At 30.4% G+C, this 19,454-nt stretch carries 26 protein-coding genes and 1 pseudogene; all 27 read right to left on the bottom strand.

The annotated features are described in order from the left end of the window. Positions 1 to 52: 52 nt before the first annotated feature. Positions 53 to 1,336: a hypothetical protein gene (locus Q346_RS0101905; protein WP_027332837.1), complete on the bottom strand. Its 1,284-nt coding sequence runs from the start codon at positions 1,334 to 1,336 to the stop codon at positions 53 to 55. Between the two features lie 9 nt (positions 1,337 to 1,345). Next, a complete protein-coding gene (locus tag Q346_RS0101900) occupies positions 1,346 to 1,624 on the bottom strand; it encodes an MCP four helix bundle domain-containing protein (protein ID WP_027332836.1) in 279 nt (92 codons plus the stop codon). Between the two features lie 2 nt (positions 1,625 to 1,626). After that, positions 1,627 to 2,637: a carbohydrate ABC transporter permease gene (locus tag Q346_RS0101895; RefSeq protein WP_027332835.1), complete on the bottom strand. Its 1,011-nt coding sequence runs from the start codon at positions 2,635 to 2,637 to the stop codon at positions 1,627 to 1,629. Continuing rightward, positions 2,576 to 3,643 carry a carbohydrate ABC transporter permease gene (locus tag Q346_RS0101890; protein WP_027332834.1) on the bottom strand — a complete coding sequence of 356 codons (1,068 nt, stop codon included), beginning with the start codon at positions 3,641 to 3,643 and terminating at the stop codon, positions 2,576 to 2,578. The genes Q346_RS0101895 and Q346_RS0101890 overlap by 62 nt, the downstream gene beginning before the upstream one ends. Then, on the bottom strand, positions 3,627 to 5,720 hold the full coding sequence (locus Q346_RS0101885) for an ATP-binding cassette domain-containing protein (RefSeq protein ID WP_027332833.1): 2,094 nt from the start codon (positions 5,718 to 5,720) through the stop codon (positions 3,627 to 3,629). The genes Q346_RS0101890 and Q346_RS0101885 overlap by 17 nt, the downstream gene beginning before the upstream one ends. Positions 5,721 to 5,728: 8 nt before the next feature. Continuing rightward, complete coding sequence (locus Q346_RS04020) at positions 5,729 to 7,138, bottom strand: thermonuclease family protein (protein WP_027332832.1); 1,410 nt, start codon at positions 7,136 to 7,138, stop codon at positions 5,729 to 5,731. Positions 7,139 to 7,208: 70 nt separating this feature from the next. Next, a complete protein-coding gene (locus Q346_RS0101875; RefSeq protein WP_027332831.1) occupies positions 7,209 to 9,500 on the bottom strand; it encodes a P68 family surface lipoprotein in 2,292 nt (763 codons plus the stop codon). A 454-nt stretch (positions 9,501 to 9,954) separates the two neighbouring features. Next, positions 9,955 to 10,392, bottom strand: a complete 438-nt coding sequence (gene rplO / locus Q346_RS0101870; RefSeq protein WP_027332830.1) for a 50S ribosomal protein L15 — start codon at positions 10,390 to 10,392, stop codon at positions 9,955 to 9,957. A gap of 15 nt (positions 10,393 to 10,407) precedes the next feature. Beyond that, a pseudogene (rpsE, locus tag Q346_RS0101865) lies at positions 10,408 to 10,896 on the bottom strand (30S ribosomal protein S5); the annotation flags it as partial. A gap of 179 nt (positions 10,897 to 11,075) precedes the next feature. Then, positions 11,076 to 11,432 carry a 50S ribosomal protein L18 gene (gene rplR / locus Q346_RS0101860; RefSeq protein ID WP_027332828.1) on the bottom strand — a complete coding sequence of 119 codons (357 nt, stop codon included), beginning with the start codon at positions 11,430 to 11,432 and terminating at the stop codon, positions 11,076 to 11,078. A 15-nt stretch (positions 11,433 to 11,447) separates the two neighbouring features. Continuing rightward, entirely contained in the window at positions 11,448 to 11,987 is a 540-nt protein-coding gene (rplF, locus tag Q346_RS0101855) for a 50S ribosomal protein L6 (protein ID WP_027332827.1), read from the bottom strand. A 12-nt stretch (positions 11,988 to 11,999) separates the two neighbouring features. Beyond that, positions 12,000 to 12,395 carry a 30S ribosomal protein S8 gene (gene rpsH, locus Q346_RS0101850; protein WP_027332826.1) on the bottom strand — a complete coding sequence of 132 codons (396 nt, stop codon included), beginning with the start codon at positions 12,393 to 12,395 and terminating at the stop codon, positions 12,000 to 12,002. 1 nt (position 12,396) lies between these two features. Continuing rightward, entirely contained in the window at positions 12,397 to 12,582 is a 186-nt protein-coding gene (locus Q346_RS0101845; protein ID WP_027332825.1) for a type Z 30S ribosomal protein S14, read from the bottom strand. After that, a complete protein-coding gene (rplE, locus tag Q346_RS0101840) occupies positions 12,582 to 13,130 on the bottom strand; it encodes a 50S ribosomal protein L5 (protein ID WP_027332824.1) in 549 nt (182 codons plus the stop codon). Before rplE ends, Q346_RS0101845 begins: the two co-directional genes overlap by 1 nt. 2 nt (positions 13,131 to 13,132) lie before the next feature. Next, positions 13,133 to 13,450 carry a 50S ribosomal protein L24 gene (gene rplX, locus Q346_RS0101835; protein WP_027332823.1) on the bottom strand — a complete coding sequence of 106 codons (318 nt, stop codon included), beginning with the start codon at positions 13,448 to 13,450 and terminating at the stop codon, positions 13,133 to 13,135. Between the two features lie 10 nt (positions 13,451 to 13,460). Continuing rightward, a complete protein-coding gene (gene rplN, locus Q346_RS0101830) occupies positions 13,461 to 13,829 on the bottom strand; it encodes a 50S ribosomal protein L14 (RefSeq protein ID WP_027332822.1) in 369 nt (122 codons plus the stop codon). After that, a complete protein-coding gene (gene rpsQ, locus Q346_RS0101825) occupies positions 13,829 to 14,098 on the bottom strand; it encodes a 30S ribosomal protein S17 (RefSeq protein WP_027332821.1) in 270 nt (89 codons plus the stop codon). The genes rplN and rpsQ overlap by 1 nt, the downstream gene beginning before the upstream one ends. After that, complete coding sequence (gene rpmC / locus Q346_RS0101820) at positions 14,098 to 14,307, bottom strand: 50S ribosomal protein L29 (RefSeq protein WP_027332820.1); 210 nt, start codon at positions 14,305 to 14,307, stop codon at positions 14,098 to 14,100. The genes rpsQ and rpmC overlap by 1 nt, the downstream gene beginning before the upstream one ends. Beyond that, positions 14,307 to 14,732, bottom strand: coding sequence for a 50S ribosomal protein L16 (rplP, locus tag Q346_RS0101815; protein ID WP_027332819.1), 426 nt, complete (start codon positions 14,730 to 14,732; stop codon positions 14,307 to 14,309). The genes rpmC and rplP overlap by 1 nt, the downstream gene beginning before the upstream one ends. Beyond that, a complete protein-coding gene (gene rpsC / locus Q346_RS0101810) occupies positions 14,710 to 15,384 on the bottom strand; it encodes a 30S ribosomal protein S3 (protein WP_027332818.1) in 675 nt (224 codons plus the stop codon). Before rpsC ends, rplP begins: the two co-directional genes overlap by 23 nt. Position 15,385: 1 nt before the next feature. Continuing rightward, positions 15,386 to 15,724 carry a 50S ribosomal protein L22 gene (rplV, locus tag Q346_RS0101805; RefSeq protein WP_027332817.1) on the bottom strand — a complete coding sequence of 113 codons (339 nt, stop codon included), beginning with the start codon at positions 15,722 to 15,724 and terminating at the stop codon, positions 15,386 to 15,388. Continuing rightward, positions 15,724 to 15,999, bottom strand: a complete 276-nt coding sequence (rpsS, locus tag Q346_RS0101800; protein ID WP_027332816.1) for a 30S ribosomal protein S19 — start codon at positions 15,997 to 15,999, stop codon at positions 15,724 to 15,726. Before rpsS ends, rplV begins: the two co-directional genes overlap by 1 nt. Further along, positions 15,999 to 16,844 (bottom strand): 50S ribosomal protein L2, encoded by an 846-nt coding sequence (gene rplB / locus Q346_RS0101795; protein WP_027332815.1) that lies wholly within the window; start codon positions 16,842 to 16,844, stop codon positions 15,999 to 16,001. The genes rpsS and rplB overlap by 1 nt, the downstream gene beginning before the upstream one ends. Before the next feature lie 71 nt (positions 16,845 to 16,915). Continuing rightward, positions 16,916 to 17,380 carry a 50S ribosomal protein L23 gene (rplW, locus tag Q346_RS0101790; RefSeq protein WP_027332814.1) on the bottom strand — a complete coding sequence of 155 codons (465 nt, stop codon included), beginning with the start codon at positions 17,378 to 17,380 and terminating at the stop codon, positions 16,916 to 16,918. Next, positions 17,380 to 18,147, bottom strand: coding sequence for a 50S ribosomal protein L4 (gene rplD, locus Q346_RS03800; RefSeq protein ID WP_051521790.1), 768 nt, complete (start codon positions 18,145 to 18,147; stop codon positions 17,380 to 17,382). Before rplD ends, rplW begins: the two co-directional genes overlap by 1 nt. Positions 18,148 to 18,165: 18 nt before the next feature. Beyond that, on the bottom strand, positions 18,166 to 18,963 hold the full coding sequence (gene rplC / locus Q346_RS0101780) for a 50S ribosomal protein L3 (protein ID WP_027332813.1): 798 nt from the start codon (positions 18,961 to 18,963) through the stop codon (positions 18,166 to 18,168). Positions 18,964 to 19,035: 72 nt separating this feature from the next. After that, positions 19,036 to 19,347 carry a 30S ribosomal protein S10 gene (gene rpsJ, locus Q346_RS0101775; protein WP_027332812.1) on the bottom strand — a complete coding sequence of 104 codons (312 nt, stop codon included), beginning with the start codon at positions 19,345 to 19,347 and terminating at the stop codon, positions 19,036 to 19,038. Between the last annotated feature and the right edge of the window lie 107 nt (positions 19,348 to 19,454).

The following is a 19,454-nucleotide window of genomic DNA, read 5'->3' as shown; positions in this document are numbered from 1 at the left end:
AAAAAAATAATTTATTTATATTAAGTATAAAAAAAATAATCCTTTATGAGGATTATTTTTCAAAATTTGAATATTTCTTCATTAATGGCAATAATTCATCCAATCTTGAACTTTTTTCTTTGAAATTGAATGGAAGATTTTCAATAGAAGTTCAAGTAAAGTTTTCTGTTGTTGGTTTGTCAAAAGTTCAATCAGCTACAAATTTATCTTTTGTAAATTTAACTTCATTCAAGTTTTCTAAATTAAATTCTTGGTTATTGCTATTTAATTCTTTAGTTTTATTATACATCGCTACAAAATCATAGAAATATCATTTATTTTCAGCTTGATTATAAAGTTCCAAAACATATTTTAATTCATTACTTAATCTACTGTAAACAATTGAAATTTGCATTTGATTATTAGTATTAATGTATAAGAATGTAGCAAATAATCTTAAAGCATCTTGACTTTTAGCTCCATAGTTTTCAATTTCGTCTTCAATTGATTCTTTTATAAGGGTTATATTTTCTTGATAAGCATTTGCTGAATTAGGATTTTTTTTCATCTGTTTTTCTAAAGTTAAAACATTATCATATTTAGTAAATGCATCAGATTTAATGAATGCAATTGGGTCTTTTAAAAAGTTATTTCAATCTTTAGAATCTTCTTCAACTACTTGATTAAAAATAGTATCGATTCCTTGCCCTGAAAATTCTTTATTTTTTTTGTATAAAGCATAAATTGGAGGCATTGCTAATAATGAACTACCATTTGATTGATTATTATTAATTTTTAACCCATTTTGAATCATTAAATTAATTAATTTAACCATTTTCTTTTCAATATTTGCATCAATCATTTCATTTAATTGAGTATTAAATTTATTAAAGAAATAAGTATAGAAGTCATCGTTGATTTCATCATAACTACTTTGAAGTTTGTAATTACCTGTTACTGTATCAGCTGTGATAATTTTGCTTTCATTGGCTAAAATTTTGTAATTCAAAGGAGTGTTTTGAAAATTGTTCATTAATAAATCCAACATTTTATCTCTCTCAATTGAATTTTTATCAAACTGAATCTCATTTGGTTTAACTTTTCATTCTAAATTTGATTTGTTAAGGCCAAAACTGTAAAATTTTGATAAATTTAAAATTTGCTTAAATTTATTAACATTTTCAATTGTTATATCATCTTTTGAATATGCTGGTCTGTGAATTAATTCAAGTTCCTTGCTTAATTTGTAATATTCCCTAGCTTCATAGTTTGGACTAATTAAACATGCGCTTGAAATCATTGGAAGTCCTAAAGCAATAGGAGCGCCAAGAAAAATTAATTTATTTCATTTTTTCATTTTTTTCTCCTATTCATTTGTTAAAGTTCTTCATGATTTTAAGCCAGCATAACTAATATATGCTCCAATTCCCATAATTACTATTGAAAAAGCCATAATTCCAATTGCGTAAGATGATTGAGATTTAGCAGCGTTTAATCATTCAGTTGGAATGGTTATTTCTGCAGAAATTTTACTTACTTCACTTGCATTAATATAAACAATTACAGATACAATTAAAGCAATTAAAGCAACAATTGACACAACTAATCAAATAATAGTTTTGGTTTTTAAATTTAAATTTTTCATAACTATCCTTTAATTGTACTTCCTTGTCTTGAAATTGAACGCATAATTCATTTTCTAGCTAATAGATACACAATAAACATTGGAGCAATTGCTAAAATAGCTGCGGCCATTTTTAGAGATGGCATTGGTCTTGGGTTGGCTGGATCTGATAAATCTTGTCCAACTGAGAAAATTCAAACTGAAAGCACTGTGAAAGTATTATCTGAAATTAATGCAGGTCATAAGTATGAGTTTCATGAAGCTAAAGCGGTTAAAATAGTAACAGTTAAAATAGTTGGAGTAACCATTGGTACAGCTATTTTAAAGAAATATTTAGCGCCAACTGCACCATCAACTGTTGCAACTTCTTTTAATCTTTTTGGAATCGCTTCAAAAGCATTTCTAAACATTAAAGCAGTAAAGATTGAAGCAAGGAATGGCACTGAAACTGCTGCCACCATTCCGAGAAAATCTTGTTTTAATTTAATTGCTTCATCAAGCCGAGTTACCATTCAATATTGACCTGAAAGTAAAGCAACTTCTGGTAAAACTAATAATGAAATTAAAATAGATCATAATAATTTTTTAAATCTTCAAGTTTTAAGTGAAAAAGCATAACCGGCTAACATTGTAACTAAAATTTTAACTACTACTGAAAAGACAACATTAGCAAAAGTAAAACCTAATGATGGTAAATAGTCAACTCCTTTTTTAAGACTTTCTACATCATCACCAGCGGCATAAATACCCATTGCTTTGGTATAGTTGTCAGGACTAAATTCTTGCGGAATTAATGAAAAATTGCTTGAAAGTTCTAAAGCTTGTTGTTTTCCCATAAAAGAAATCATAAACATGAAGAAAAACGGGAAAAGAATAACAAGAGAAAGAGTAACTAACACTAAAGTTTTAAGGAATAAGCCAAATGCCATTGCAAAAACATTTGTTTCATGAACTTGGTGTGCTGTGTTTTCTCTATTTTTTCTTAGCTTGATATTCGATCATCACTGGCGAATTTTTAATCCGAGTTCAAACATTATATTCTCCTAAATTTTGTGAAACTTTTAAAATAGTGTTAAATCCACCTCTAATCAAAGTAGAATAAATTACTCCAATTATAAATAGAGATAAAGCAGCTGAAGATGCATAAGCATAGTTTGCGGCTTTAGTAAATCTATAAACGAAAATCATTAAGGTTGAAGCACCATTACTAATTGCATCTGCTGGTTGGTTGTTAAAGATAGCAAGTGGAAAGACTTTAATACCATTAATAATTCCCATTGTGATTAAGAAAGTTGTAGTTGATTTGATTGAAGGTAAAGTAATTGTAAAGAATTGTTTAATTGTGCCAATTCCATCAATTGAAGCTGAACGATATAAGTTTTTATCAACAGAAAGCATTGCAGTTGTAAAAATTAAAACATTAAATGCAAGTCCAGATCAAATTCCTTGAATAATAATTGGCAATAAAGCATTAAAACCAAATTGATCATTACTTTCCAATCAAGGAACATTTAAATTAAATGCTTTATTGAATAATCCATTTGGATCAAATAATTGAATAAATGATAATGAAACTGCAATTGCATTAGTAACATATGGTAAGAAGAAAATGGTTTGTCAAATTCCTCTTGCTCATTTACGATAAACATTTGCAATAGTTGAACTAATTAAAAGGGAAATTGCCATTACGAAAGGTAACACAATTAAACCATAAATTAGTGAGTTTCTAAAGGCCACTGCAAAAGCAGGGTCATTAATAACATTTTCAAAATTTTGAAAAGTAAATTGGCTTGTTCCATCAGGTAAGTCTATAAAAAAGGCGTTTTTAATATTTAAAACTAATGGAACCACTGTGAAAAGTGTAATGATTAACAGAGTAGGGATTAAAATAGCTAATGGTTGAACGGCAGGAGTTCTTTTATCAATAATTGAACCTGATAAAGATTGTGCCTTAATTTCAGCTTGTTTTTTTGCACTATATTTGCTTAAAAAACCAAACTTTAAAGATAGTTTTGCTCAAAAACTACTTTTTGAAAACATAGTCAACTCTTTCTTCTGTTAATTCATTAAAGATGTGAAGTCTATCAGCAGGAATATCGAAGTAAATTCTATCTCCTACTTTGAATTCAAGACGATTGTCAATTAAGAAGTTAGCATCTGATGAATTATCAACTGCTACAATTAATTTACTTTCTTTACCAAAGTTTTCTACTGCTTTAACTGTACCAGCAAAGTTAGCATCTTTGGCATTATTTTTAATAATAAAGTCTTCGGCTCTTACACCAACGCTGAAAGTTGAAAAGTCCACATTTGGAATTTCAACATTTTCAATTAATTTGTCTAATACATATAATTGATTATTTTTATATTCAGCATTTAACATTGCCATTTCAGGCATACCTAAGAAACGAGCAACGAATTTATTTTTTGGATGACTATAAAGTTCCATTGGTGAACCAATTTGTTGTACTTTTGCCATTGACATACATACAACAATATCACTAATTGACATCGCTTCTTCTTGATCGTGAGTAACGAAAACAGTTGTAATACCTAATTTTTGTTGAATTTCTCTAATTCATTGACGAGTAGAAATACGCAATTTAGCATCTAAGTTTGATAATGGTTCGTCCATTAATAAAATTTGTGGTTTTTTAACAATTGCCCGTGCAATAGCCACACGTTGTTGTTGACCACCAGAAAGTCTAGTTGGTTTTTTAGTTAAAATAGGTAAAATTTCAACTCTTTTTGCCACTTCAAGTACTTCATTGTGAATTGCTTTTTTCAATGAAATATTTTCTTTTGAAATTTCAACAATTTGATCTCTTTGTTCTTGGCTTAAAGGTGCATTTTTTAATTTTTTATCTTCAGCCATTACTTGAGATAAATTATATTTAGCTTCAATTTCAGCTAATTTTTTACTAAATTCATTGTAAGCTAAATATTTAAGAGTTTTTTCATTTCTTGAAAAGACTTTTAAAGCTGGATCAGCTTTTTCTGCTGCTTTAAATTCAGCTTTTTTAGCTAAATAAACTTTTTTGTTTTCTTGAATTTTACCTTCAAATTCTTCAATAATTTTCGCTTGATTTAAATGGAATTTGTATTTAATTAAATTTTTCATTAATTGATTTTCCACATTTAATAAAGCTAATTTAGTTTTTGGTGAAAAATTAGTTGAATCTTCAAGATTTAATTCACTTAATAATGCTTGAGTATTATCAATAGCCTCTTGAGCTTCTGCTGGAGTTTTTACTTTCACGGCTGCAAATTTTGTACCGTGTTTAGCTAAGAAACTAGATTGTGCATAATCACTTTCTTCACCTAAAGTATTTGTACGTTTTAATAAAGTTAATTGTTCATTAATTTCGTGTTTTTTGTCAGCATTAGATTTAGCTAAACTCTTGTAAGCTTTAAGTGAGGTTTTTGAAACCTGTGATAATTTAGCTGTGTAGTGTACTTTAGACATTTTGTAGTCAGTAGAAGCTTTTTCATATTCTTCTTTGATTTCAATATATCTATTTGCTCTTTCAATTGAACTTAAATTAAAGATTTTTCTATAAACTCTTCATAAGTTTAATAATTCTTGTTTTTCTTCTTGTGTCATTCCAAGTGCTTCTAAATAAATGTATTTGATTTCATTTCTAGCACCTTGACGTTTGATATAAAACTTGTTTTGTCATTCAAAATCGTTTTTTAAAGGGAATGCAATATTAGCATATACACTCATATGCGGATAAAGTGCATAGTTTTGGAAAACAAACCCTAATTTTCTCTTTTGTGGAGGTAGTTTAGTAACATCTTTTCCACGGAATAAGACATTACCACTGGTGATAGTTAAAAGACCAGAAATTGCATTCAAGGTAGTAGTTTTACCTGAACCAGATGGTCCAAGCAATGTAACTAATTTCCCTTCTGGAATTTTAAAACTAACATCATCAACTGCTAATGTTTCACCAAAGTCGATGAACACATTACGCAATTCAATTGCAGATACTTCATTAGTTTTATCTGTTTTTAAAATTTGTTCACTTAAACGCTCATATTCAGAATAATCTGCTTCAGTGAATTTATGATTGCGTTTTTTTGTTTCTTCAATTAATTTTTTAAAAATTTTCATAAATTTCCTTAATTAGTATTTCTGTTATTTGCTGCTTCATGTGCCTCTACGTCTGCTTGAATTTCTGCAGCTTGATAAACATAATCGTAGCCATATTTTTTAACTCATGAGTATAAATCTTGATAGTTGCTATCAGTAAATGAATAATCTCATAAATATTTTACAGAATCTGGTGAAGGAGGTTTTTGTTGATAAACAAATGAAATTACACCTTCAATAGTTTTATAATCTTTGAACAAACCATTTCCTTCATTGTATGCTTGTCTTAAAGCTTTTGAAATTGGATAAGTAATATAGTATTCAGGACTGCTTGCATCTTTGTCATTAGTTTCTTTACGCAATGGGACAGTGTAACCTGCACGTACTATTTCAGTTGAATAAGAATATTGATAATTTTCTCCAACGAAAATATTTCCAGTAACTCTACCAAATGAATCTAGACCACCTTTAGTAAATAATCTCACTCTAGTTCCTTTTGGTCAGTTATTTTGACCAAATTTGGTTGCTAACATTGCATAATTATATTCATATGGATTTGATTCTTTGTCGCTAACAGCTTTTTCAGGAGTATCAATTGAAGCAATTCTTACAGTAATTGTTCCAATTAATTCTTCGTCAATAGTTCCTCTTGATCTATCTGATGCCTGAGGATAGAATGAAGATTCCATTTTTCTATATAAAACTTCATTGGTTTCTAAATCTGGTTTAAATGCGATGGTGTCACCATCTTTTCATTTAATAATAGTTCCATCAATTCAATTCTTTTTCACTTTTTCGTCTTCTCAAGGAATATTAATTGCCTCTGCTTTACTTTGATCAAAAGTTGTTGGATAGTTAGTTTCATTAACTAAATGTAAGTCGAATTCAAAAGGTATAGAAACTAATAATTTACTTTTAATATTTGCTGGTATAGAGTCTATTCAACCTAATTTTCGATTAGTTGAATTTCATTTGTACACTTTTCATTCAAAAATTTTATTTACATTATAGTGATTATTATCACTGGTAATTGCTACTTCTTTTCTTTTTGTTTGTGCTGTTGTATATGAAACACCAGCTGAAGCTAAAGTAATAACAATTTTATTTAATTCACCATTTTCATCTCTTAAATTAAAGAAACGATTTTCATAATATGAGGCTTGAATTTCAGGTGCATTTTCAATTTTTCCAGCATAAATTGCTTGAGGTCTTAATAATTCTTCTTGACTTGTATTAGCAAAGAAATTAACAATTGATTGTTTTTCTTTTTCGCTTAATTTATCATATGGTAAATCATATTTTAAGTTGTAATAAGTGTTAATTGAATCGCCATTTTTTAATTCTTTTTGCGGAATGGTAGTCTCTTGACAACTAAGAGCCATTAAAGGTAATCCAATTACCGGTGAAATTAATGTAAGTTTCTTTATTTTTTTTAACATTTGTTCCTTGCTACATTAAAAAAGAAAATAGTTATATTTAACTATTTCTTTTTTTGTTTTTTATTTATTCTTATTTAAATATTGCGTTTGCACCTTGTTCCACTTTAACAATAATGTCGTTGTTGAAGCCTTCTAAGTTAGTATTGTTTTTAACTGCTGTGTACACACCATTTCAAGCTGATTTAAAGCTATTTCTAAAGATGTTTCCATTAATGTCACCAATTTCTGAATATGCTTTATATTCTTCATTGTTAATAACATTCTTGAATTGTGTATAAACAACTTTTAAGAATTTATTTTTCTCATTTGATTCGTCATAAGTTTTTAAAGCGTCTGAAGGATAAATATATGAAGCTGCACTTGCCACTTTAGAAGCTGAAGTACTATTTCCTAAGTAGTATTTAACAAATAATTTGGTTGCTTTGTCTCCTACTTCATTTGAGTGAATACCCATTAATGATGGACCTTGTACATAAACAACATTTTTAGTGTTAGTTGCTCTAAATTTAGTAGGTGCTGAAATTGCAAATAATTCATTTTCTTGAAGAGTTTGTTCTGATCCAAGTTTTGAAATTTGCACTTTTCCACCGTTTTCTTTGTTAAATACAAAGAATACTTCTTTTGAAGGAGCATCTTCTACACCATCATATGCTAATCCAGCATAACCAATTACATCAGGGTTGCTTTGTGCTAAAGCTTTAAGAACTTCAACTTCTTCAGTTGCAGTTTTAGGTAAAATTAATGCTAATTGGCTTACTGCGTCAGTTGCATTGGTTTTTGGCATATCTGTATTAGTAATTTTTCCTAATAATGCTGATGCTGTAGCTTTATCTTCATCTCTAATTTTTAAGTTGTATTTTGCTTTAGCCTCATCACCATAGAAAATAGTATTTCAGTTTTTACCATTATTAGTTGTAAATTTAATAGCAGTATCTGATTTAGCAAGACCAGCAATTTTAGCTGAGTTAATATCAACTCTTGTTTCTCCACTTAACGCACTAAGCGCTAAAGTTGAATCTGAAGCCTTTACATAGTTATTTTTGTAACCAGATGATGAACCAAAACCTAAAGCATATTTATGTTTAATTGATGAAGTTGAGGTATATTCGCCATTTCCTTGTATTACAACAGCTCCAGCTCTCATAGCCTCAACTAATTTATCGTAAATGGCTTCCATACCTTTCATCGCTTTTGAGTTTTTATCTTTAAAAGCAGAATAATCAGCAACTTTATTTAAGTAACCATTTGTATCTTTTGTTATAGCTTTAATGTACATATCTCTATCTCTTGCATTAACTTGTGCATAAGTTAAAGTTGCAATAAAACCGGCTGAATCATCAATACCAAATAAGTGAACGTCAGAGTTTGGTTTAGATGAAAGAGTGAACATTTTTTGAGCTTTAATTGCAAAATCAAGTAATTTTTCAGCTTCATCAAAAGTTGATTGGTTAACAACATAACCTGCACCTAAAAGTGTTTTAATAGTTTCAGCTGCAACTGGTTCTCCTCAAAGAGCTTTAACAGCTTCTCTATCACCTGCACCTTGAGTTTTATAAGATTCATAATCAGGAAGGTTAATAGTTGCACCATTTGCTTGCATTGTTTCTAAAATATAAGATAAAACAGGGGCATTGATTGCTGTAACATTACCAGATTTAGTTGATGGAATAATTCATAAACCAGCATTAACAATGTTTGATGTTGAAGTATTATCTTTTAAGAATTCAGCGTTAATTGTTTTCATTAATGATGATGAATCTAATAAAGGATCTACATCAGCAAAGTTTAATGACATCCCTTTTTCAGCAATTTTAGAAGCTGTAGCAGCATAGTTTAAAGTTAAGTTAACTAATTCAGTTCTATTTACTGAAGTAATTTTGTTAGCAATATTTTCATCCGCTGCTGGATAATCACCATCTCCAAGACGTACTAATTCAACAGGTAAAAACATTTCTAATTGTTTGTTGAATTGATATTTAGCATAATCTTCTGTAGAATAGAATTTTTCTGGAGTTTGACCTTCAGGAACTGCAGCTAATTCATGAGCTGCTTTTTTAGTTCAAGTACCATTTGATTCAGTTGCATAAACAGCATTGTACTCGTTTACAAGCGCTTCAATAGCATTTCATTGTGCTTGTCCTTTACTAAATGAAACTCCAATTTTTACTGAAGTTGTATTTGTAGTGTCAAAACGATCTTTTTTTGACGCAGGGTTAGGATAAATATTAGATTTTAAATCACCTTGACCACCGCCATTATCATCTTCTGGTTTAGGAGCACAACCAGCAGATAAAGCTACTAAAGGAGTAGCTACACCTGCAACAGCCGCTAAGCCTAACAATAATTGTTTATTTTTTTTCATATTCTTTCCTTATTTACTTTTTACTTTCAATTTCAATAACATTACAATCAAAGTAATTATCGTAATGTATATATATTTTAATATTAAAAGAGAGATGTAATAAATAAAATAAATTTATGCAGTCGTTTTTTTATATGAAAAAAACGCTATTTTTTCATATTTTAAAAAAATAAAAAGATGGAGAATTCCCAAAGAAATTTCTCCATTTTATATAAATATGATGTGTTTATTGTATGCACTAATGTGCGGAAAGTGTGTTTTTATTTTGATTGCAAAGATTAAAATAAATAAAGTAATTAATAGGTGTATTTCTGGGTTAAATTACTTACATTAAAATATTCAATTTGGTGCGTCTTAAAATTAATTACCTAATGTAGTTTTAAAATTAAAACGCATATATATATTATAAATTATTCGTAAATAAAAAAATAGCAAAATTGCTATTTTTCATTAATTAATCTAATTCTGTAAATGAACCACCATTTGCTTCAAGTGCAGCAATTGCACTTTTTGAAGCAGCGTGTAAAGTTACTTTAAATTCTTTAGTAATTTTGCCATTTCCTAATAATTTTACTGGCATAGGTCTTTTAATTAAATTAGCAGCAAATAAAGCTTCTAAATTGATTTCGCTTTTGTTGTCAAATACTCTTTCTAAATCTTGTAAGTTAACAATTTGGAATTCTACATGATTTACATTAGTGAAACCACGTTTTCCAATTCTTCTAAATCAAGGAGTTTGTCCACCTTCAAAACCTAATCTGTGTCCGTGACGTTTGTTTTGACCTGATTGTCCTTTTCCAGCTTGTTTACCTTTTCCAGCTGCATGTCCACGACCTACACGGTGTTTTTCTACTCTTGAGCCCGCTGTATATTTAAGATTATTTAATTTCATACTTAAGCCACCTTACTAGTTAAGTAATTCCTTAACATCTTTATTTCTAATTTCAGCAATTTGTTCTGGAGTTCTTAAGGCTTGTAATGCTTTTAAAGTTGCACTAACAATGTTAGCTTTTGATCTTGAACCGTAAGTTTTAGTGTAAATATCTGTATAACCAGCTAATTCAACCACTGCACGTACAGTTGATGAAGCAACAATTCCTTTTCCTTTTGGAGCAGGTTTAAGCATTACTTTTGAAGCTAAGAATTTAGCATGCACTTCATGTGGAACAGTAATATTTTTGAAAATAGGAACAGTAATTAAGTGATTTTTTGCGTCTTTAATTGCTTTTTTAATTGCATCAGGAACTTCGTTTGCTTTTCCGTGTCCAAAACCAACACGTCCTTTTTTGTCCCCTACTACCACATAAGCAGCAAAGCTGAATCTTCTACCACCTTTAACTACTTTTGTAACACGACTAATGTTAACTACTTTTTCACTAAATTCATTTTCGCTACGTTCAAATCTGTTTGAACGTTCTGATCTTTCATCACGTTTTGCTCTTGGTTTTCTTTGTGCTGGTGCTTGATTAGTTTTATTTTCTTTAACTTCTTTTGATTTTTCTCTTTTAACAAAAGGTTTACGAACTTCTTTTGTTCCTTGAGCTTCTGTTTGTTTAATTTCTTTTTCGTTTGCCATTAGAATTTAACTCCTTTAGCATTTTCTCTGACAGCTTCTGCGAATGCTTTTACTCTTCCGTGGTAAATGTAACCTGCACGGTCGAATACTAATTCTTGAATTCCTAATTTATTAATTAATTCAGCCATTGCTTGACCTGCTTTAGCAGCAGCGGCAATATTTCCGTTGTATTTACCTTGTTCATAAGTTGATACAGCAGCTAAAGTGTGTCCTTTAGTATCGTCAATTAGTTGTGCATAAAAGTTTTGATGTGATTTAAAAACAACCAAACGTGGTTTTTGACTTGTACCACTGATTTTTTGTCTTTCACGTAAGTGTTTAACTTTACGTGCTTCATTACGAGATAATTTAGCCATAAATTGTCCTTTCTGCTATTTAGCAGCAGTTTTTCCTTCTTTACGACGAATCACTTCATCTTTGTATGCAATACCTTTTCCTGAGTATGGATTAGGTTTTCTAATTTTACGTACAACTGCAGCAAATTCACCAACTAATTCTTTTGAAATTCCTGAAATTGAAATTTCAGTTGGTTTTTCAACGGTAACTTTTAATTCTTGTGGAATTGTTAAGATAACAGGGTGGCTGTAACCTGCTAAAACTTCTAATTCTTGACCTTTAAGAGTTGCTTTATAACCAACCCCTTTAATTACTAATTCTTTTTTGTAACCTTTTGAAACACCAATTAACATATTGCTAATTAATGCGTTTGTGGTTCCATGTAATTGTTTTGTTGCTTTTTCTTCATTTGCTCTTAAAGTAGTAATTTGACCATTTTCTACTTTAATTGCGATTAAATTACTGAAATCTCTATTTAATTCACCTAATGGACCTTTAACACTAAAGTTAGTGCCATCTACTTTTACTTCAACATTAGCAGGAATAGTTAAAACTCTATTTCCAACACGAGACATTAGTACCTCTTACTAATAGATGTAGGCGATAACTTCGCCACCTACATTTTCTTTACGTGCTTGTTTTTCAGTCATTAAACCTTTTGATGTTGAAATAATTGCTGTTCCATAACCAGATAAAACTGTAGGTAAGTTTTTTACAGGTACATACACTTTAAGACCTGGTTTAGATACTCTTTTGAATTCAGTAATTGCTTTTTGATTGCCTTTGTATTTTAAAACTACTTCTAAAGTTTTTTTAGTATTTTCACCTTTAATTGAATATGATGCAATATAACCTTCAGCTAATAAAATGTCTAAAATTTTAGCTTTTTTACCTGAGTATGGAATGTCAACAGTTTTCTTTTTTCTTTGGTTCGCTTGTTTAACACGAACGATCATATCTGAAATAGGATCGGTAATAAACATATTATCAGCTCGCTTTCTTTACACCTGGGATTTTGCCTTCGTGTGCTAAATTACGGAAGCAAATACGACAGATTTTGTATTTTCTTAACACAGCATGTGGACGACCACATAATTCACAACGAGTGTAAGCACGGGTTGAAAATTTAGGGTGTTTTTTTGCTTTAGCTTTTAATGAAACTTTTGCCATTATTTTTCTCCTTTTGCAAATGGAATACCAAGTAATTCTAATAAAGCTTTGGCTTCTTCATCTGTATTAGCTGTAGTAATTAATTGCACATCTAATCCTTTAATTTTACGGATTTTGTCAAATTCAATTTCTGGGAAAATAATTTCTTCTTTAATACCTAATGAATAGTTTCCACGACCATCAAAAGCTTTAGGATTAGCGCCTCTGAAGTCTCTAATACGTGGCATAGCAACATTAATTAATTTATCTAAAAAGTCTCACATTCTATCACGACGTAAAGTAACTTTTCCACCCATTGGCATTCCTTCACGTAATTTTCATGATGCGTTTGATTTTTTAGCTTTAGTTTGAAAAGGTTTTTGACCTGAAATAATGGTCAATTCATTTAATACTTCTTCAATTGCTTTTGAGTTTGACACTTCTCTACCAGCGGTCATATTTAAAATAATTTTTTCTAATCTTGGTACTTGCATTACTGATGAGTAATTAAATTTTTCTTTTAATTCTTTAACAGCTTTGTTTAAATATAAATCTTTAGTTGCAGACATAATTAAAATTCCTTACCATTCTTACGGGTAATTCTTACTTTTTTCCCGTTTTGTAATTTATAACCAAGTTTTGAAAAAACAGCAGGTGAAGTTTTTGTTGCTTTTTTCATTAAAATTGAAACATTTGAAGCATGAATTGGAGCTTCCATTTTCTTAATTTGACCATCTTGACCTTGACTTGGTTTAACATGTTTTGTCACAATGTTTAAATCTTTTAAATACACTTTGTTATTTGCGTGATCTATTTTAGTAATTTTAGCAACTCTACCTTTGTGAGCTCCTGCAATTACTACTACTTCATCATTTACTTTAAATTTCATATTATTCCTTCTATAAAACTTCAGGTGCTAATGAAACCACTTTTAAATAACCACGATCACGTAATTCACGTGCCACTGGGCCAAATACCCGTGTTCCACGTAATGAGCCATCTTCTTTAATAATAACTACTGCATTGTCATCAAATTTGATGTGTGAACCATTTTCACGTTTGATTCCATAACGACTTCTTACAACTACTGCCTTAACTACTTGTCCTTCTTTTACTAATCCATTAGGAATAGCTTTTTTAACTGAACAAACAATTACATCACCAATGTTTGCTGTTTTTTTACGGCTACCGCCTAAAACTCTAATTAAACCAACTTCTTTGGCACCTGAGTTATCAGCAACATTTAATTTTGATAATTCTAATAACATTAATTACCTTCTTGTAATCTTTGTTTGATTTCTACTAAACGGAAATGTTTAGTTTTTGATAAAGGACGAGTTTCCATAATTGTAACGATGTCATTTACTTGAGCTTCATTGTTTGCATCGTGCACTGCAAAACGTTTAGTAGTTTTGAAACGTTTTGCATAAAGTCTATGTGAGCTGTATCTTTCAACTTCTACATAGATGGTTTTATCACCACGAACTCTAATTACACGGCCTTGTAAACTTTTACGAGTTTCGGTTTTTCTTTCCATTATTTAGCTCCTTTTTGTGAATCTAATTCTTTTTGTGCAATAGCAGTTAAAATTCTTGCAATGTCTCTACGTACTAATTTAATTTTGTGACTTTGGTCAAGTGAACCTGTTGAGTTTTTAAAATTAAGAGTGAAAAGTTCTGCTTTTAGGTCAGATACTAATTGTTTTAATTCTTGAATACTTTTATTTTTAAGTTCATTAAAATTCATTAGTTTTGACCTCCTTCTTCTTTAGCAACAATTCTTCATTTAACTGGTAATTTGTGACCACCTAATCTTAAAGCGTCACGAGCAACTTCTTCTTTAACTCCAGCAACTTCAAACATCATTGTGTTTTCTTTTACTGAAGCATATCAGAATTCTGGGCTACCTTTTCCTGAACCCATACGAACTCCAATAGGTTTAGATGTTTTTTGGAAGTGAGGGAAAATTCTAATAATAACATCCCCTTCACGACCCATTCTACGAGTAATAGCAATACGAGCAGCTTCAATTTGTCTTGCAGTAATAATTGAAGCGCTAGTTGCTTGTAAACCAAATTCACCAAATGAAACTTTGTTTCCTTTGTGTGCTTTTCTTTTTAGTGGATTAACTAAGAAAGGTTTACGATATTTAGTTCTTTTTGGTTGAAGCATCTTTTGATCCCCCTTCCAAAATTTCGCCTTTAGAAATTCACACTTTTACACCAATTGCACCATATGTGGTTTTTGCAATGGCTTTAGCGAAATCAACATCTTGTCTTAAAGTATGTAATTTCATTTCTCCACGTGAATATCCTTCGGTTCTCGCCATATCAACACCATTTAAACGGCCTGAAACAGCGGTTTTAATTCCTTTTGCTCCTGCTTTAAGAGCATCATTAATAACGAATTTTTGAGCAGCTCTAAAACTTTCACGATTTTCTAATCTTACTGCAATCGCTTCTGCTGCTAAACGAGCATTTAATTCAGGTTGTTTAAGAGCAACAACTTGTAAATTAATATCAGCTTTTTTGTTTTTTAGGTATTTGTGTAAATCAAGATTTAATTTTTGAATATTGCTTCCGTTTTCACCAAGTAATTTAGCTGGGCTTGCACTATGTAAGTAAACATTAATTTTTCCGTTAGCATTTCTTTTAATTTCCACTTGTCCAATTTGATATTTACGTACTAATTTATCAAAGAATTTGTAGATTAATGCATCTTGAACTAATAATTGTCCAAAGTTTGCTTTTTCTGAAAATCAAACTGTATTGTGATTTTTGGTAATTCCGTAACGGAAACCATTTGGATTAACCTTTTGTCCCATATTATGCTCTTTCCTCTAATGTAATTGATAAGTGTGATGTACGTTTTAAAATTGAATATGCTCTCCCTTGAGAACGAGGTTGATATCTTTTAAGTGTTGGACCTTCATTAACTAAAACTTCTTTTACAAATAATTTTGATGCGTCCATTCCGTGATTATTGGTTGCATTAGCAATGGCTGAATTTAATAATTTAATAAATAAAATTGATGATTTTTTGTTTGTGTTAGCTAAGATACCAAGTGCTTCATTTACATCAAGACCTCTGAACATATCAGCAACTAATCTTGCTTTTCTTGCACTTACTCTTTGCATTTTAACGTGTGCTTTTGCTTGTTGCATTATTTTTTACCTTTGTCAGCACCGTGACCACTAAATGTTCTAGTTGGAGCAAATTCTCCTAATTTGTGACCAACCATTTCATCTGTTACATAAACATCAATAAATTTATTACCATTGTGCACTTGGAATGTTAAACCAATAAATGATGGGAAGATGGTTGAACGTCTTGATCAGGTTTTAATAGGTGCTTTTTTAGCTTTGCCTTCAACAATAGCATCTACTTTTTTAAGTAAATGTTCATCGGCAAATGGACCTTTTTTAAGACTACGTGCCATTATTTAGCATCCTTTCTTCTTCTAATAATTAATTTGTTTGAAGATTTTTTAGTTTTTCTAGTTTTAACACCAAGAGCTTTTTTACCTCATGGAGTAAGTGGAGCTTTACGTCCAACTGGTTGTTTACCTTCACCACCACCATGTGGGTGATCTACAGGGTTCATTACAGAACCACGAACTGTAGGACGAACACCTAAGTGTCTATTTCTACCTGCTTTACCTAAATTAACAAGTGAATGTTCGCTGTTTCCTACTGTACCAATAGTAGCACGACAACGAGCTAAAATTCTACGCATTTCTCCTGATTTAAGACGTAATACAACATATTTTCCGTCTTCATCTTTACCTAAAAGTTGAGCACTTGTACCTGCTGAACGAGCAATGATACCACCTGCTCCTGGTTGCATTTCAATATTGTGAACAAATGTACCTTCTGGGATGTTTGCAAGAGGTAATGTGTTACCTACTAAAATATCAACATCTGTTCCAGACATAACTACTTGTCCTAATTGAAGTCCTTCTGGTGCTAAAATATATCTTTTTTCTCCGTCTGCATAAGCAACTAATGAAATATTTGCTGAACGGTTTGGATCATATTCGATAGTTTTAACAACAGCAGGAATGTTGTCTTTATTTCTTTTAAAGTCAATAAGTCTGTAAAATCTCTTTACCCGACCACCATGATGTCTTACAGTAATTTTACCTTGGTTGTTACGACCAGCATTATTTTTTAAAATTACTAATAATGATTTTTCTGGTTTGTGTCCGCTTAAATTAGCATTATAGTCGAGACTAGACATATTACGGCGACCATTGGTAGTTGGCTTATAGTATTTAACTGCCATGTCTATTTTCTCCTTTGCTTAAAAATAATCGAGGTATTTGTCTTTTAAGCAACAATTTTAAACCTCTTAAATTATGCTTCTTTGCCACTTCTTGCTACAGTTTTTCTAACTGTTTTAGTTGAAGTTTTAGTAGCACTTTTTGCTTTTTTAGCACTTAATTTAGCTTCTAATTGAGCTTCTTTAGCTAAGTTTTTAGCTTTTTCTTCTTTAGCCTTAGCTTCTTTTTCAGCTTCAACTTGGGCTTTGTTTTCTTCTTCATTTGGATAGAAATTAATTACATATCCATCTTTTAAGGTTACCATTGCTTTTTTATAACGATTGGTAAATCCATTGAAACGACCTAATCTTTTTGCCTTTTTATCTACTTTAATTGTATTAACTGCTTCAACTTTTACTTGAAAAATAAATTCAACTGCATTTTTAATTTGATATTTATTAGCAGCATAATCAACTTCAAATGTATAAGTATTTTGACCTTGAAGTAAATTAGTTTTTTCAGTAAGAATAGGTTTATGAATTACTCTTGTTAATTCCATTATTTTTCTCCTCTCACTTTAAACACTTCAAGACCTTCATTTGAAAGAACTAAAACATCAGCTCACACCAATTGTTCTACTAATACAGAATTAGGTCTTACTACAACTACATTAGGTACATTATTTAATGATTTTTGCACTAATTCATCATTTGAAACTACTAAAATGTGTTTTAAATGTGTTACATTTAATTCATTTAATTTTTGAATAGCTTCTTTAGTTGAAATTTTATTTAATTTTAAATCATCAACTACAACAGCTTTACTTTGTGCTAATAATGTTAAAGCTGAAATAAATGCAAGTTTTTTAACTTTTCTATTTACTTTTAATTCGTAATTTCTTTCAGGTGTAGGCCCAAATGCTCTACCACCACCAACTCAAATTGGAGATCTGGTTGAACCAGCACGAGCACGTCCTGTTCCTTTTTGTCTTCAAGGTTTTTTACCGCCACCTCTAACTTCAGCACGACTTTTTACTGAGTGAGTTCCTTGACGTCTTGAAGCTCTTTCTGAAAGAATACTGTCAAAAATTGCTTGTTCGTAAATTTTTTCTGAAGCAAAAACATTTGGCAAGTTTTTGTTATCAAAATTTAAGGTTAAATCTTTGTTAAAGTCTTTTTTAGTGTTTGTTACTTTTGCTGGTTTAGCAACTTCTTTTTTAACTGTTTCTTTTGGAGCAGCAGCTTTTTTCACAGGAGCTTTTTTTGCAACTGGTGCTTTTTTCTCTTCAGTTGATTTAGCTTTTGTAGTTTTTTTAACGTCAGCCATTATTTCTCCTTAAATATATTAATTTTTGTGTGCTTCTGCTTCAGCAGCTAAAATAAGAGGTTCTAAATCACTTGAGTGCATACCAACAGTAACTTCAATGTTGTATTTTTTAGCTTTTTCAACTAATTCATTCATTTTTAACACTTCTTTAACATCAACTAATTTAACAGCTTCTCTTACTGCTAAACCTTTAACAGCTTCTTTGATAACAACATAAGATTTATTTGGTCCTGGAATTGAACCTTTAACTAATAATAAATTGTTAACATTATCAACTTTAACAATTTCTAAATTTTGAACTGTCACTTGTTCGTGTCCTAAGTGACCAGGCATTGTCATACCTTTGAATACACGGTTACCACTAATGTCCCCTAAAGAACCAGTTTGTCTAATTGGTTGGCTACCACCACCACCACCGTGTGATTTAGGACCAATGTGTTGATTTCATCTTTTGATTGTTCCGGCGAAACCTTTTCCTTTTGAAGTTCCAGTAACATCAACTAATTCACCAGCTTTGAATAAATCAACATTAATTGATTGTCCTAATTCATAACCTGACATATTACGAATTTCTTTAACAAATTGTTTTACGCCAGTATTAGCTTTAGCAAAGTGACCTTTTTCAGGTTTGTTGCTTCTGCTTTCTTTTACATCTCCAACAGCTAATTGTAAAGCAGTATATCCTTGCTTGTCTGCTGAAGTAATAACTTTAGTAACTACGTTTGGTTGCACTTCAATCACAGTAACTGGAATAATTTTTCCTAATTCACTGTAAATTTGAGTCATCCCAACTTTACGTCCTAAAAGTCCTTTCATTTTTTTCTCCTATCTCTTCACATTTAAAATTAAATTGGTGAAGACCGTCGCTTGCTTTTATCAAGTCGGTTTTTATTGTTTAACTGCTGAAATTTTTAATTCAACTCCAGCTGGTAATTCAAATCTTTTAATTCCATCAATTAATTTATCGCTTGGATTTTTTAACACAATTAATCTTTGGTAAGTTCTTGATTCAAATTGTTCACGTGATTTTTTATTAATGTGAACTGATCTTAAGATTGTGATAACTTCTCTTTTTGTTGGCAATGGAACTGGTCCACTGTAAGCAACATTTTCTTTGTCAGCTAATTCAATAATTTTTTTAGCTGCAAAGTCAACAAGAGAGCTTTCAAAACTTAAAACTTTGATATTTAATTTACTCATTGTTGTCTCCTTGTTTCATTAACGAATTAATTAATACAAATTACTTAACGCACCCTCAACAACTCTTTTTGGTGTGCTAACAACCTCGTATTAATGCAAAATGCTTT

The sequence above is a fragment of the Mycoplasmopsis gallinarum DSM 19816 genome, from assembly GCF_000621085.1.
Lineage (GTDB): Bacteria > Bacillota_I > Bacilli_A > Mycoplasmatales > Metamycoplasmataceae > Mycoplasmopsis > Mycoplasmopsis gallinarum.
The sequence above is the reverse complement of the archived record's forward strand: the minus strand, read 5'-3'. Positions and strand labels throughout refer to the sequence as shown.